We start from the raw sequence: 13,314 nt of genomic DNA on the forward strand, positions 1-13,314 counted from the left end.
TAGGAGGAAAACTCATTGGCTGGGCGGAGTCTCAGGCGGGATCTCAGACGCGATCTCAGGCACGGTCGCATGGGTCGGTTCGGGCAATGCCAGGGTCTCGCGGACCCCGCCGCGCTCAAGGATGATCTGGCGGGCTGACACTTCCGCGAGCACGATACCGGGCGCGACATTCTCGCCTTCGCGCACGGCGAGGATCTCCTTCGCCCCCAGTTGCACGGCGGCATACCCGCGGTGCCCTGGCGTGGCCGCGACGATCCCGAGCAGGCGGATCGCGATTCCGGTCGGCGCGGCGGTGTTGCCGCCTGATGGCGCGCTGCCGAACAAGCCAACCGCTGACCCCATCCCCTCGGTGGCCTGTACCACTGCCTGCGCCCGCGGTTCAGGGCGAGGAGCGAGCCATACCCAGGTCCAGTACGCCAGCACCAGGCCGAGCAGCGCGAGCGCGGCCAATGTCAGCACAGACACCAGCACGCTCTGCACGCGGGCCGATCGATCAAGGGAAATCGCTTGCGTCTTTCGCCAAGTGGAATCCTGCCGCGTCGACGGGCCACGGGGCATGCTGAAGTCGCTGATCCGCATCGGCGCTAGGGTACAGTGCATTCCCGGGCGCCGGCGACCATGGGCGCGTCTGACGGTGGCTGGATAGAACCGACCCCAGGAGTCTCAAATGGAACTGAAATCATTGCAGCGCGGCTTCACGTTGCTCGAGATCATGGTGGTGGTGGTCATCCTCGGCATCCTCGCGGTGCTGGTGGTACCGAAAATCATCAGTCGCCCGGACGAGGCGCGGGTGATTGCGGCCAAGCAGGACATCGCCAGCCTGATGCAGGCGCTCAAGCTCTACCATCTCGACAACCAGCGCTACCCCGTCAGTGAACAAGGCCTGCAGGCGCTGGCCACGCGTCCGACGACCGCCCCGATCCCGGGTAACTGGAAGACGGGCGGCTATCTCGAACGCCTGCCGAACGATCCCTGGGGCAACCCCTACCAATACCTGAGTCCCGGGCTGCACGGCGAGGTGGACATCTTCAGCTTCGGAGCCGACGGCGCGCCCGGTGGCGAAGGTAACGATGCCGACATTGGCTCGTGGGCCCTGTAGCAGGATCTCCGCGGCGATGGGCAGCCACCGCACCGCGACGGCAACGAGCCGCGGATTCACGCTCATCGAGTTGCTCGTCGTGCTGATGATCATGGGCCTGGTGGTCGGCCTGGCCGCCGCGATCGTGCGTCCAGACGACCGAGGGCTGCTCCGCGTCGAGGCCGAACGGCTCGCGCAACTGCTCGATCTCGCCGCGGCCGAATCGCGCCTCACAGGCACCCCGATCGCCTGGACCGCCGAGGGACCCGGATATGGATTCTGGCGAATGACTGCCGATGGTGACTGGTCCGAGGTGCGCGATAGCGACCTGCTGCGGGCGCGGACGCTGCCGCAGGGCATGACGATCACCGGCCTGCAGGTCGAGAACGCACCGGTACGCGGAGTGATCCGCCTGCAGTTCGCCCCCTACTACGGCGCGGCGCAGTCCTTCACCATCACGATGTCGCTCGGCGACGCGCGTTATGCGGTGGTGGCGTCGCCGATTGGCGACGTACAGGTGGTGGCCGGCGATGGAGCATCCAATGTCAAATTGGTTCGGCAGTAGCGGCCGGGCACGGCATCCAGCCCCGCGCGCGTCCCTGCGCGTCGGCTTCACCCTGATCGAGGTGCTGGTCGCGCTGGCGATCGTTTCGATCGCGCTGCTGGCGGCGCTGCGTGCGGCGGGCCAGGGCACCAGCAACGTCGATGTGCTGCGCTCGCGCCTGCTGGCCGGCTGGGTCGCGGAAAACGTTCTGGCCGAGCAGCGCGCTCGCGGGGACTGGCTGCCGCTGGGGATACAGCGCGGCGCTGAACAACAGGGCGGCATCGCATTCGCATGGCGCGAGGAGGTCATCGCCACTCCGAATGCGCGGTTCCGACGCGTCGACATCCGCGTGTTCGTTCCGCCCGGGGAAACCCATCAAATCGGTCACCTCACCGGCTTCCTCGTCGATCCGCCGGTGGTGAGCCCATGAAGACCAGTGTCGGCTTCACCCTGATCGAACTGCTCACCGCGCTGCTGATCCTGTCGTTGCTGGCGCTGATGTCGTATCGCAGCCTGGCGGCGGTGCTCGATGCCCGTGACCACGTCACCGGCGAAGCCGACAAGTGGCGACACGTGTCGTCTTTCTTCGCGCGTTTCGAAAGCGACGTGCAGCTGGCCGCGCCGCGTCCGGTGCGCAGTGCCACCGACAGCGCCCCGGCCTGGGTCGGCAGACCCGCCACCGCTACCGGCCCGCGTCTGGAGTTCAGCCGTTTTGCCTCGGCCGAAGGAGTGGACCAGCCGCGGCGGGTCGCATACGCGCTCAACGACAAGCGCGAGGTCGAGCTGTGGCTGTGGCCGGGGCTGGACGTGACGCCGGATGTCCTGCCGGCGCGCTATCCGGTGCTCGGCGAGGTGACAACGCTGGAAGTCCAGTACCTCAATGCCGAGCGTGCATGGGTGACCGCCTGGCCGACGGCGCCGGCCGACGCGGCCATTCCCCGGGCGGTGCGCCTGCACATCGTGCTCGCGTCGGGCGAGGACATAGTGCGTGTGTTCGCGGTGAACCCATGAGGCTGAATCGATGAAATCCGGGCAACGCGGAGTGGCCATCGTGCTGGCGCTGTCCGTGGTCGCGCTCGCGGCGCTGGCCGCCACCGCGATGCTGGTGTCGGAGAGCACATGGGCCAGGCAGGTCGAGCTGACCGCCGGCCATGCCCAGGCGCAGCACTTGCTGCAGGCCGGGCTGGACTGGTCGCGGGCGGTGCTGAGCGATGATCGCCGGGCCAGCAGCGTCGACCACCTGGGCGAACCCTGGGCGCTGCGGTTGCCATCGATGCCGGTCGAGAACGGCAGCCTCACCGGGCACATCGAGGATCAGCAGGGCCGGTTCAACCTCAATAACCTACTCGACGACGGCAAGGTCAACCTCGCCCAGCTCGAGCACTTCAGGCGCCTGCTGGCGATCCTGGCCCTGCCCCCTGCGCTTGCCAATTCGCTCGCCGACTGGATCGACGCCGACAACGAACCGCAGCCCGGAGGGGGCGCCGAGGATGCGCATTACCTGGCGCTGCAGCCGCCCCACCTTGCCGCCAACCGGCCGTTGATCGATATCGCCGAGCTCGCGCTGGTGGCCGGCTTCGATGACACGGTCCGCGCCCGCCTGCGCCCGTTCGTGACGGCGTTGCCGCGCTTTACCGCGGTCAATGTCAACACTGCCTCAGCGGAAGTCATCGCCGCCAGCGTGGACGGCCTGACCCTCGACGACGCCCGGGGTATCGTGGCGCAGCGCGGACGTAGTTATTTCCGCGATATCTCCGATTTCACCCGTCAACTTCCCCCCGGACTCAGCGTGCCCAGCGACGGCTTGACAGTGAGCAGTGACTATTTCATCGCAACGATGGCGATCACCATTGGTGGGGCGCAGGCGCGCGGGTTGGCATTGCTGGCGCGCGAGGATGCCGGCTGGCCGGCCATTGTCTGGCGAAAATTTCCATGAGCTTGCTGCGGATCCGCGCCTCGCTGCTCGATCCTGCGCTGCGCTGCCAATGGGCGCTGGTCAACGACGAACGCCTCGATCAAGGCAGCGAAGCGGTGGTCGGCGAAGGCCTGATCGCGGATTTGCCGCGCCACGCCGGGCGTGTCCAGTTGGTGATTCCTGCCGCGCAGGTGTTGATCACCCGCGCGCACCTGCCCCAAGCCGCCAGGCGCAACGTCGGCTCGGTGCTTGCGTTTGCGGTCGAGGAGCAGACCGCGGGCGATCCGGATGCGAACCAGGTGAGCTGGCTCGGCACTGCCGGCGACCACGATGTGCTTGCGGTGGTCGACAAGGCCGGCCTGGCGCGCTGGCGCGCTGCGCTCGACGCGGTCGGCGTGCACGGCTACGAGGTGCATGGCGAAGCCTTGATGTTGCCGTGGGCGCCGGGCGAATGGAGCCTGGCGTGGAACGGCAGCGAGGGGTTCGTGCGCAGCGGCGAACTGGAAGCGGCGGCCACCGATTGCGGCGATCACGCCACGCCGCCGTTGTTGTTACGACTGATGCTCGACGAAGCGGCCGCCACTGGCGCCAGTCCGGCCGCGATCGCGCTTTACACGACCGCGCCCGGCGCGGCGCCCGATGCCGAGGCCTGGACACGCCAACTCGGGGTTGCCATGCGCCTGGCCGGCCCCTGGGACTGGCGCACCGCGCCATCCGGCACCGGGGTCTGCCTCACCCAGGAGCGGCAGCGCTGGCGCGCGTTCGCCGGCCTGCCTGCGCGACTGCGGCCGGCCGGCTGGATCCTCGGCACCGCGCTGGCGATCCATGCCGCCGCGCTGGTCGTCGATTGGACATCACTGGCAAGCGAACAGAGCGCGCTGCGCCAGCAGATGGAATCACGCTTTCGTCGCGTCTTTCCCGATGCGGTCGCGGTGGCGGACCCGGCCCTGCAGATGCGCCGCAAGCTCGCCGAGGCGCGCCATGCCGCCGGCCAGTCCGACAGCGGCGATTTCCTGCCGATGATCGAGCAGGTTGCGACTGCGACCACGGACCTCCCGGCCGGCGCCGTGCGCACGCTGTCGTACGAAGACGGGCGACTGACGCTTGAACTGGCCAGCGTCGACGCAGCAGGCCTGAGCCGGGTCGCTGCCCGCTTGATGCAGGCCGGGCTGAGCGTCGAACTGCCGCCGGCGTCGACGGGCGCGACGAGCGCAACCGTGGTCATGACGGTGCGCGCGGCATGAGGGCGCAACTGCGCAAGGCGTGGGAGTCGCGGTCGCCGCGTGACCGGCTGATCATCGCGGCGCTGGCCGTGGTGTTGGGCATTGTCGGGTATGTGGCGTTGGTGCTATCGGCGCAGCGTGCCCGCGTGCCGTTGCGCGCGAGCGTCATGAGGCTTCAGGTGGAGGCAAACCGCCTCGATCAGCAAGCGCTCGAATACGCCCACCTGCGAGCCGCTCCGCCGGCGACCGCCTCCGCCACTGACCTGCGCACGCTGGTACAGGCCCGGATCGAAGATGCGGGGCTGGCGCCGGCGCTGGTGCGGATCGATGCACCCGATCCCGACCAGGTGGTGGTGGTATTCGGCGCAGTCGCGTTCGCCGATTGGCTCAAGCTGGTTGTCGGCCTCAAGTCGCAGCAGGTCCGTATGGACAGCTGCCGGATCGAGGCGCTGGCCACCTCACCGGGGCAGGTCAGCGTCACCGCGACCATGGTCCGCGCAAGACCGCGATGAAGCGCTGGATGCTGGTGGGCGGGCTGGGCGGCTTTTTCGCGCTCGCCCTGATCGCGACCGCTCCGGCGACGCTGCTTGACGCCAAATTGCAGGACGCCAGCAATGGCCGATTGCGCCTGGCCGAGGCGCGCGGCACGTTGTGGTCGGGCGCGGGCCTGATCGAGATCCGCGACGAACGCGGCCGCTCGGGCTTGGCCAAACCCGTGACCTGGCGTTTCCTGCCGTTCGCCTTGCTGCGCGCGCGACTCGCGTACGAGGTCGAGCTGGACCATGACTCACGCCCGTTCCCGGTCGCGCTGACCTGGTCGGGGATCGAGCTTGCTGATGCCGACATCAGCTTGCCGGCCATGGCCCTGGGTCAGGCCGTACCCAAGCTCGCCGCCCTTGGGCTGACCGGCGACATGCACCTGCAGATTCCGGAGTTCGTCATCGGGCGCAATGCCGTCCGGGGCAGAGCCACCATGCAATGGCGCAATGCCGGCTCGGCCCTGTCGCCGGTGTCGCCGCTGGGCGGCTACGAATTGCGCATCAGCGCCGAGGGATCGGCCATCCGCACGGTCCTGCATACGCTACAGGGGCCGCTACAGCTCGACGGGAACGGATTATGGGCCACCGACGGCCAGTCCGGGTTCAGTGCCACTGCACGCATGCCAGCGGAGCTGCAACCGCAGCTGGCGCCGTTCCTGCGGCTGATAGCGGTGGAACGCGGCGACGGAAGTTTCGAGCTGCAGCTCAACTAGGGAAGGTCCGGTTGATCGGGCTGGGTCTGGGGACACGGTGCTTGAGCGTTCGGCGTAGGCGGATGATGTCCAAGCGGGGACCGGCGCAAGACCGTCGCCACATAGGTCTTTCCCATGCTCACTCGCCGATCCGCGATCTGGCGGTTGAAAACCTCGGCGATGGTCCGGCCTCCAAACTCCGGAGACTAGGCGTGTAAGGTCAATTCAGTTCCCTGTAACAGGGATACTCTGGTTTCCGTAGAAAAACTGCGACCGAGGAAAGCGTGAATGACCCAGCAGTCGGGTTCCGATGCGTTGGTGGTGGGTGGCGGCTTGGCCGGTATCGTCACGGCCTTGGAACTGCTGCGTGCCGGTCGGCGGGTCACTCTGGTCGATCGCGACACACCCGAACGCTTTGGCGGGTTGGCATTGTGGGCCTTCGGTGGCATGGCGCTGGTCGGTACACCGCTGCAGGCAGCGAAGAAGATTGCCGATTCGCCGGAGCGGGCCCTGCGCGACTGGATTCGCTTTGGTGAACTGGATCCCTCCGACCACCACTCGCTTGCGTGGGCTCGTTATTACGCCGAACACTCCTGCACCGAAGTGCACGACTGGTTGAAAAACGAAGGCATCAAGTTCATGCCGGCGGTGAATTGGGTGGAGCGTGGGCTGCATGGCGAAGGCAACAGCGTGCCGCGTTACCACGTGGTGTGGGGCACCTCACGCGAGCTGGTGCGCATCTTGGTGGCGGCGTTGCACTGTGCCAATCGCGATAATCGTTTGACCCTGCTGCATGGTCATCGAGTCGATCAGTTGCAACAGCAAGCCGGCAAAGTCTGCGGGGTGCTGGCAGTGAACGAAGCCACGGGTGAAACCATTCGCATCAGTACCGATGTCGTCGTGCTGGCGACCGGCGGTATCAATGGCAGTCACGAAGAATGCCGCGCCAACTGGCCCAGGCAGCGGCCGATGCCCGCCACCATGTTGAACGGCGCACATCCCAATGCCGACGGCAAACTGCATCACGAAGTCGCTGATCGGTTCGGTGGCCATATCGTCAATGCGGGCGAAATGTGGAATTACGCCGCCGGTTTCCCGCATCCATTCCCGCATTTCAATGGCCACGGTTTATCCACAATTCCGTGCAAGTCAGCCCTGTGGCTGAACCACCGTGGCGAACGCATCGGCCCGCAGCCGTTGGTCACGGGATTCGATACGCATTGGTTGTGTCAGCGCGTTGCCGAGCAGGAAAAGCCCTGGACATGGCACCTGCTGAACTGGCGTATCGCGGCCAGGGAGTTCGCTATTTCCGGGGCCGAACACAACCAGCGTATCCGCGACAAACAGTTCCCATTGTTCCTGAAAGAACTATTGCTGGGGAATCACCGGTTGGTGAAGCAAATGGCTGCTGAAAGCCCTTATTTCCTGGCGGCCGATACGCTTGCAGGACTGACCAAAAAAATGAACGCGCTCACCTGCTCGAACGACATTGATCCCACGGTGCTGCAAGCTACCGCCGATGCCTTCGATGCCAATTTCGCCAACGGCAACAAACTGGAAAACGACGATCAGATCCGGCGAATCCTGCACGCTCGCCAATGGGGACCAGACCGCCTGCGTACCTGCAAGCCGGCACCGTTGCAAAAGCCCGGCGCAGGTCCGTTCATCGCCATCCACATGCAGTTGATTACCCGCAAAAGTCTGGGTGGTCTACGTACCGACCTGCACAGCCGCGTATTGGGTGCCGATGACCAACCCGTTGCTGGCCTTTACTGCGTGGGCGAAGCCGCCGGTTTTGGTGGCGGTAATTCCAATGGCAAACGTTCGCTGGAAGGCACTTTCCTGCCGGGTTGCATCCTGACGGCGCGTGCCGCTGCCCGCTGCATTGTTTCAGGGGGCTGATCATGGCGATGAAGATTCCGGTTACCGCTGGCGATTTCCGCGCGCAGGCACGTTCGCAGTTGCCGCGTTTCCTGTTCGACTATCTCGATGGCGGTGCCAACGATGAACATACCTTGCACGCCAACGAAACTGCCTGGCGCGACGTTACCCTGCGCCAGCGTGTACTGGTGGATGTCGATCAGGTAGATACCTGCACGACGCTAGGCGGCCAGGCCTGCGTCATGCCGGTGGTACTGGCGCCAGTGGGGCTGGCAGGCATGATGGCGAAGCGCGGTGAAGTACAGGCCTTGCGCGCCGCCAATTCCGCTGGCATCCCCTTCACCTTGTCCACCGTGGGCATCTGCCCGTTATCCGAAGTGGAGGCTGCAGCCAGCGCACCATTCTGGTTCCAGTTGTACATGATCCGCGACCGCGGTCGGGTCGAGAATTTGCTACATAAAGCCTGGCAGGCCGGCTGCCGCACGCTGGTGTTTACCGTCGACTTGCCAATCCCCGGCATGCGACACCGCGACACGCGTAATGGGCTGGGGGCAACCGGCCTGCGTGCAACCACACTCCGACTGCAACAGGTATTGAGTCGTCCCAACTGGCTGTGGAACGTCGCATTACGCGGAGGCCCGCTCACCTTCGGCAATCTGAGTGAAGCTGTGCCAGGCGCACGCAATCTGGATGCCTTCAAGGCCTGGGTCGATTCGCAATTCGATCCGACCGTCACCTGGGTCGACATTGCCTGGCTGCGCCAGCATTGGCAGGGCACGCTAATCCTGAAAGGCATTCTGGAAGCCGAAGATGCCCGCCATGCCGTGCAAGTCGGTGCCGATGGCATCGTGGTGTCCAACCACGGAGGTCGCCAGCTCGATGGCGTGGCCGCAACCGCCAGCAAACTGCCAGCCATTGTGGCTGCGGTGGGCGGGCAAACCGAGATACTGGTCGATGGCGGCATCCGCAGCGGGGTAGACGTATTCCGCGCTCTGGCACTAGGGGCCAGCGGCGTGATGATCGGCCGCCCGTGGGCATGGGCGCTGGCCGCGGCAGGTGAAACCGGTATCACTGATTTGCTGCAAAGCTGGCAGCAAGAACTGCGGCTGGCCATGATGATGACCGGCGTCACTGAAATCGCCAGCATTGGATGTGCTCAACTGGATCACGTATCCGAATTTCCGGCAGGGAAATAGCGATGAAAAATGGTGCACAAGCCCTGATGAAAACCCTGGTCGATGCCGGGATTGAAGTGTGCTTCAGCAATCCCGGTACCAGCGAAATGCACTTCGTGGCCGCCCTCGACGGCGAACCCAAGATGAAAGCCGTATTGGCACTGTTCGAAGGGGTTGCCACCGGCGCGGCCGACGGTTATGCACGCATGGCCGACAAGCCGGCCGCCACCCTCCTGCACCTGGGGTGTGGCCTGGGTAACGGTTTGGCCAACCTGCATAACGCCCGCAAAGGCAAAGTGCCGATGGTCAATATTGTTGGGGATCATGCGACTTACCATGTGCAGTACGACGCGCAATTGCAGTCGGATATTGAAACCGTCGCGCGCAACGTATCGCCCGGTTTCGTGCGCACGTCCCAAAGCACTGCCGAGCTGTGCCGGGACGCTGCCGATGCCATCGTGGCTGCACGCGGCTTTCCCGGTTCGGTGGCGACGCTGATCCTGCCAGCGGATGTGTCGTGGGGTGAAGGTGGCGTGCCCTGTGTGGTGCCACCGCAAGCACCTGCGCCAGTCGCCGACGATGCGGTCGTTGACGCCATCACCGCTGCCATTCGTTCAGGCGGTAAAACCGCGCTGTTAATGGGTGGTCGTTCGCTGCGTGAACCCAGCCTGCTGGCCGCGGCCAAGCTTGTCGCCCATAGCGGCGTCAAGCTGTTCGCCGAAACCTTCCCCACCCGTATCGAGCGCGGCGCTGGCTTGCCGGCAGTGGAGCGCATTGCCTACTTCGCCGAACTGGCCGGCGTGCAACTTGCCGATGTGGAGCACCTGATCCTGGTCGACTGCAAAGCGCCGGTGTCGTTCTTTGCCTACCCCGGCAAAAAAAGCTACATCACCCCCGACACCTGCACAGTGCACACACTGGCGACCCCCGAACAAGACACGGCCGCCAGCCTCAACAAACTGGTGCAAGCCTTGGGTGCAGCGAGTGCGCTCCCACGATTGCAGGCGGCCCAGCGCCCCAGTCGTCCGCGTGGCCGTTTGACCGCTGAAAAAGTGTGCAAAGCCGTTGGCCACCTCTTGCCGGACAACGCCATCATCATCGACGAGGCCATTACCTCCGGCCTGATGCTCAATGTCATGACTGCCGGTTGCCCGCGTCACGACATGATCTCGCTCACCGGTGGCGCCATTGGCCAAGGGCTGCCGAATGCCGTGGGTGCGGCCATCGCCTGCCCTGATCGACAAGTGCTGGCGCTGATAGGTGATGGTACCGCCATGTACACCATTCAATCGGTGTGGACCATGGCGCGCGAAAAGTTGAATGTCACCAGTATTATCTTCAACAACGCGTCGTATTCGGTGCTGAATATCGAGTTGGAGCGCGTTGGCGCCGACAGTATTGGGGAAAAAGCCAAATCCCAGCTTGACCTGCATGGTCCAGTGCTGAACTTTGCCCAGCTCGCGCAAGGCATGGGCGTGCATGGCGTGCGCGTCAGCACCGCCGAAGAAATGAACAAGGCGCTGGAATACGCCTTGGCCAATCCCGGCCCACACCTGATCGAAGCCATGGTCCCGGAATCATTGAACGGCGTGAAACGCAAGATATTGCCGTGGGTGTTGCGTTCGTTGCCGAGCCTGCCGTTGTCGGTCACGCGGGCGCTGAAAATGAAAATCGCACCCTGATCTTGTTGCTCCGGCAATACCTAAAAATGGCAAGGACGCGGAAAACGGGGTCTTGTTCACTTACTGCTCAAGTGAGCCTGACCCCGGTTTTGTTTTGAATCCGATCCCCCCGCGCCTGGTTCTGCGCCGGCTTGCGTGAAGGGTTTCCACCAGCTCGACCACAAGCTGCTGCGGCTTGCGCGGTAATTCGCGGAACATGGCCAGCAGTTCGCGTTCCTGGGGCACTTCCACGAGTTCTGCATCCGCAGCCGGGATATCGGCCCACTGGTCGGCATCGGGAGACATCGCGCCCCGGCCAGTCCCAAGCCATTCGAATGAAATTCCGCAGGCCTTGGCAATCCCGATGAGGTTTTGCAATGAAGGCTGGATATCGTTCACGGATTCCCAGTTCGAGACTGCGCTGCGCCGGACTTGAAGCAGTTCTGCCAACGTTGCCTGGGACAGGCCGGCCTTGCGCCTGGCGCGTCGAATGCGTTCCGCCATCTTCATTGTTTTGTCCTTAGGACAGCTCAGCTGTCCGCCATCAATATTGGCATCAAGTTGTACAAGAATGCTGTCTTCAATCGAATTGACAAGAATTAAAATGACAGTTAGAGACAATGACAGTAATTCTGTCATCTCCACCCAGTATTCGTGAATGCGATTTCAAAGCAAGCTACAGGCGAAGGGTTGACAGGGAGGTCGGCCCGCCATGACAAGAAGGCGTCCAATAAATGGTGTCAAGGACATCAGCCTTTGAAAGCGACGGGACCTTCCAATCTGAGCAAGTGTCAGTCCACGAATAGCTGCAGCACTGCCTCCCCATATCGCTCAAGCTTGGTGCTGCCGATCCCGCTCACCGTCGACAATGCGTCGAGGTCGCGCGGCTCCAGCTCGGCAATCGCGCGCAGGGTAGCGTCGTGGAAAATCACGTAGGCCGGGACGTCCTGTTCGCGCGCCATCGTGGCGCGCCATTCGCGCAGGACGTCGAAGCGCGTGGTCGATTCGGGGGACAGTGCCGCCATCGGCGTTTTTGCACTGACGCGCCCACGCTTGCGGGCGGCCTTGGGCGGATCCTTGCGCAACCACAGCGTGCGTTCGCCCTTGAGCACCGGCGTTGCCCCGGGCGTCAGGCACAGCGCGTTGTGGCGGTCGGCATCGGCTTCCAGCAGGCCCAGGGCCACCAGTTGGCGGAAGACGCTGCTCCACTGCTTTGCATCGAGATCCGTGCCAATAGCCCAGGTTGAAAGCTGGTCATGGCCGAAGCGTTGCACCTTGTCGCTTTCGACGCCACGCAGGATGTCGATGACATGGCCGGCGCCAAACCGCTGATCGCTGCGATAGACGCAACTCAGTGCTTTTCGGGCGGCTTGCGTGGCATCCCAGCTTTCGGGCGGTTCCAGGCAGTTGTCGCAATTTCCGCAATTTCCGGTGTGCGCCTCACCAAACCATCCCAGCAGGGCCTGGCGGCGGCATTGGGTCGATTCGCAGAAGCCCAGCAAGCCGTCGAGCTTGCGCATTTCGACTTGCTTGCGTTCCTCGCCGGCATCGGAGCGACCGATCAATTGACGCAGGTTGACTACGTCGCCCAGGCCATAACTCAACCAGGCTTCGGCGGATTCGCCATCGCGGCCGGCGCGGCCGGTTTCCTGGTAATAGCCCTCGATCGACTTGGGCAGGTCGATATGTGCCACGAAGCGCACGTCAGGTTTGTCGATGCCCATGCCGAAGGCAATGGTCGCCACCATCACCACGCCGTCTTCCTTCAGGAAACGGCGCTGGTTGGCTGATCGCACCTCGGCCGGCATACCCGCGTGGTAGGGCAGGGCCTTGATGCCAACTTTGGCGAGTTGTTCGGCGATGGCTTCGACCCGCTTGCGCGAAAACGCGTAGACAATCCCGCTTTCGTCGGGATGGCTGGCGATCAGGTCGAGCAGGGCGCGTTGCCCGCTGCCATCCTTGAGCACCACCCGATAGCGGATGTTGGGGCGGTCGAAGGAGCTGACGAAGTGCTGCGCATCCTCAAGCGCCAGCCGCTCGGCAATCTCGGCGCGGGTCGGCGCATCAGCGGTGGCGGTCAGCGCGATGCGCGGCACGTTCGGCCAGCGTTCGTGCAGGATCGTCAGTTCGCGGTATTCGCGACGGAAATCGTGGCCCCACTGCGAGACGCAATGGGCTTCATCGATGGCGAACAGGGCGATCTTGGCGCTGTCCAGCAGGTCCAGGCAGCGCGACTTCAGCAGGCGTTCGGGCGCGACGTACAGCAGGTCGAGTTCGCCATTGACCAGCGCATTCTCGACGCCGCGTGCGGTCGCCGCATCCAGCGTGGAATTGAGGAAGGCTGCACGCACGCCCAACTGGCGCAGCGCATCAACCTGGTCCTGCATCAAGGCGATCAACGGCGAAACGACGATCCCGCAGCCTTCGCGCAGCAAGGCCGGCAGCTGATAGCACAGCGATTTGCCACCGCCGGTGGGCATCAGCACCAGGGCATCGCCGCCCTGAGTCACGCATTCGATGATGCGTGCCTGTTCACCGCGAAAATCCGGGTGGCCGAAGGTGGTGCGAAGGATTTGGAGTGCGGCTTCTTGCATGCGCAACGATAC

At 64.3% G+C, this 13,314-nt stretch carries 14 protein-coding genes; 11 read left to right on the top strand and 3 right to left on the bottom strand.

Translation table 11 applies throughout. The features are described from left to right. Positions 1-12: 12 nt before the first annotated feature. Positions 13-579: a type II secretion system protein N gene (locus tag PSV05_RS14505; RefSeq protein ID WP_300066681.1), complete on the bottom strand. Its 567-nt coding sequence runs from the start codon at positions 577-579 to the stop codon at positions 13-15. Between the two features lie 88 nt (positions 580-667). Here PSV05_RS14505 and gspG point away from each other — a divergent pair, with 88 nt between their 5' ends. The 11 genes from gspG (at position 668) to PSV05_RS14560 (ending at position 10,729) form a co-directional block, all read left to right on the top strand. Continuing rightward, the gene (gspG, locus tag PSV05_RS14510; RefSeq protein ID WP_300066684.1) at positions 668-1,099 is read left to right on the top strand and encodes a type II secretion system major pseudopilin GspG; all 432 of its coding nucleotides are present in this window, start codon (positions 668-670) and stop codon (positions 1,097-1,099) included. A 16-nt stretch (positions 1,100-1,115) separates the two neighbouring features. Continuing rightward, positions 1,116-1,643 (top strand): GspH/FimT family pseudopilin, encoded by a 528-nt coding sequence (locus tag PSV05_RS14515; RefSeq protein ID WP_300066687.1) that lies wholly within the window; start codon positions 1,116-1,118, stop codon positions 1,641-1,643. Continuing rightward, positions 1,621-2,052: a type II secretion system minor pseudopilin GspI gene (gspI, locus tag PSV05_RS14520; protein WP_300066690.1), complete on the top strand. Its 432-nt coding sequence runs from the start codon at positions 1,621-1,623 to the stop codon at positions 2,050-2,052. The genes PSV05_RS14515 and gspI overlap by 23 nt, the downstream gene beginning before the upstream one ends. Continuing rightward, positions 2,049-2,633 carry a type II secretion system protein GspJ gene (locus PSV05_RS14525; RefSeq protein WP_300066693.1) on the top strand — a complete coding sequence of 195 codons (585 nt, stop codon included), beginning with the start codon at positions 2,049-2,051 and terminating at the stop codon, positions 2,631-2,633. Before gspI ends, PSV05_RS14525 begins: the two co-directional genes overlap by 4 nt. 10 nt (positions 2,634-2,643) lie before the next feature. Then, on the top strand, positions 2,644-3,558 hold the full coding sequence (gene gspK, locus PSV05_RS14530) for a type II secretion system minor pseudopilin GspK (RefSeq protein WP_300066696.1): 915 nt from the start codon (positions 2,644-2,646) through the stop codon (positions 3,556-3,558). Beyond that, positions 3,555-4,781, top strand: a complete 1,227-nt coding sequence (gene gspL / locus PSV05_RS14535) for a type II secretion system protein GspL (RefSeq protein WP_300066698.1) — start codon at positions 3,555-3,557, stop codon at positions 4,779-4,781. The genes gspK and gspL overlap by 4 nt, the downstream gene beginning before the upstream one ends. Further along, a complete protein-coding gene (gene gspM / locus PSV05_RS14540) occupies positions 4,778-5,272 on the top strand; it encodes a type II secretion system protein GspM (protein ID WP_300066701.1) in 495 nt (164 codons plus the stop codon). The genes gspL and gspM overlap by 4 nt, the downstream gene beginning before the upstream one ends. Continuing rightward, positions 5,269-6,012 carry a type II secretion system protein N gene (locus tag PSV05_RS14545; RefSeq protein ID WP_300066704.1) on the top strand — a complete coding sequence of 248 codons (744 nt, stop codon included), beginning with the start codon at positions 5,269-5,271 and terminating at the stop codon, positions 6,010-6,012. Before gspM ends, PSV05_RS14545 begins: the two co-directional genes overlap by 4 nt. A gap of 267 nt (positions 6,013-6,279) precedes the next feature. Continuing rightward, the gene (locus tag PSV05_RS14550; protein ID WP_300066707.1) at positions 6,280-7,893 is read left to right on the top strand and encodes an FAD-dependent oxidoreductase; all 1,614 of its coding nucleotides are present in this window, start codon (positions 6,280-6,282) and stop codon (positions 7,891-7,893) included. Positions 7,894-7,895: 2 nt separating this feature from the next. Further along, a complete protein-coding gene (locus PSV05_RS14555) occupies positions 7,896-9,068 on the top strand; it encodes an L-lactate dehydrogenase (RefSeq protein WP_300066709.1) in 1,173 nt (390 codons plus the stop codon). A 2-nt stretch (positions 9,069-9,070) separates the two neighbouring features. Further along, on the top strand, positions 9,071-10,729 hold the full coding sequence (locus PSV05_RS14560) for an acetolactate synthase large subunit (protein ID WP_300066712.1): 1,659 nt from the start codon (positions 9,071-9,073) through the stop codon (positions 10,727-10,729). Positions 10,730-10,789: 60 nt separating this feature from the next. Here the strand turns inward: PSV05_RS14560 and PSV05_RS14565 are convergent, their stop codons facing one another. Beyond that, positions 10,790-11,347 carry a helix-turn-helix domain-containing protein gene (locus tag PSV05_RS14565; RefSeq protein ID WP_300066715.1) on the bottom strand — a complete coding sequence of 186 codons (558 nt, stop codon included), beginning with the start codon at positions 11,345-11,347 and terminating at the stop codon, positions 10,790-10,792. A gap of 152 nt (positions 11,348-11,499) precedes the next feature. Further along, positions 11,500-13,302 carry a DNA helicase RecQ gene (gene recQ, locus PSV05_RS14570; RefSeq protein ID WP_300066718.1) on the bottom strand — a complete coding sequence of 601 codons (1,803 nt, stop codon included), beginning with the start codon at positions 13,300-13,302 and terminating at the stop codon, positions 11,500-11,502. Positions 13,303-13,314: the final 12 nt, after the last annotated feature.

Source organism: Thermomonas sp., from assembly GCF_029945965.1.
In the GTDB taxonomy this organism is placed as follows: Bacteria; Pseudomonadota; Gammaproteobacteria; order Xanthomonadales; family Xanthomonadaceae; genus Thermomonas.

Coding starts and splice junctions, on each gene's coding strand:
- PSV05_RS14505 (WP_300066681.1), bottom strand. CDS start 579: ATGCGGATCAGCGACTTCAGCATGCCCCGTGGCCCGTCGACGCGGCAG.
- gspG (WP_300066684.1), top strand. CDS start 668: ATGGAACTGAAATCATTGCAGCGCGGCTTCACGTTGCTCGAGATCATG.
- PSV05_RS14515 (WP_300066687.1), top strand. CDS start 1,116: ATGGGCAGCCACCGCACCGCGACGGCAACGAGCCGCGGATTCACGCTC.
- gspI (WP_300066690.1), top strand. CDS start 1,621: ATGTCAAATTGGTTCGGCAGTAGCGGCCGGGCACGGCATCCAGCCCCG.
- PSV05_RS14525 (WP_300066693.1), top strand. CDS start 2,049: ATGAAGACCAGTGTCGGCTTCACCCTGATCGAACTGCTCACCGCGCTG.
- gspK (WP_300066696.1), top strand. CDS start 2,644: ATGAAATCCGGGCAACGCGGAGTGGCCATCGTGCTGGCGCTGTCCGTG.
- gspL (WP_300066698.1), top strand. CDS start 3,555: ATGAGCTTGCTGCGGATCCGCGCCTCGCTGCTCGATCCTGCGCTGCGC.
- gspM (WP_300066701.1), top strand. CDS start 4,778: ATGAGGGCGCAACTGCGCAAGGCGTGGGAGTCGCGGTCGCCGCGTGAC.
- PSV05_RS14545 (WP_300066704.1), top strand. CDS start 5,269: ATGAAGCGCTGGATGCTGGTGGGCGGGCTGGGCGGCTTTTTCGCGCTC.
- PSV05_RS14550 (WP_300066707.1), top strand. CDS start 6,280: ATGACCCAGCAGTCGGGTTCCGATGCGTTGGTGGTGGGTGGCGGCTTG.
- PSV05_RS14555 (WP_300066709.1), top strand. CDS start 7,896: ATGGCGATGAAGATTCCGGTTACCGCTGGCGATTTCCGCGCGCAGGCA.
- PSV05_RS14560 (WP_300066712.1), top strand. CDS start 9,071: ATGAAAAATGGTGCACAAGCCCTGATGAAAACCCTGGTCGATGCCGGG.
- PSV05_RS14565 (WP_300066715.1), bottom strand. CDS start 11,347: ATGACAGAATTACTGTCATTGTCTCTAACTGTCATTTTAATTCTTGTC.
- recQ (WP_300066718.1), bottom strand. CDS start 13,302: ATGCAAGAAGCCGCACTCCAAATCCTTCGCACCACCTTCGGCCACCCG.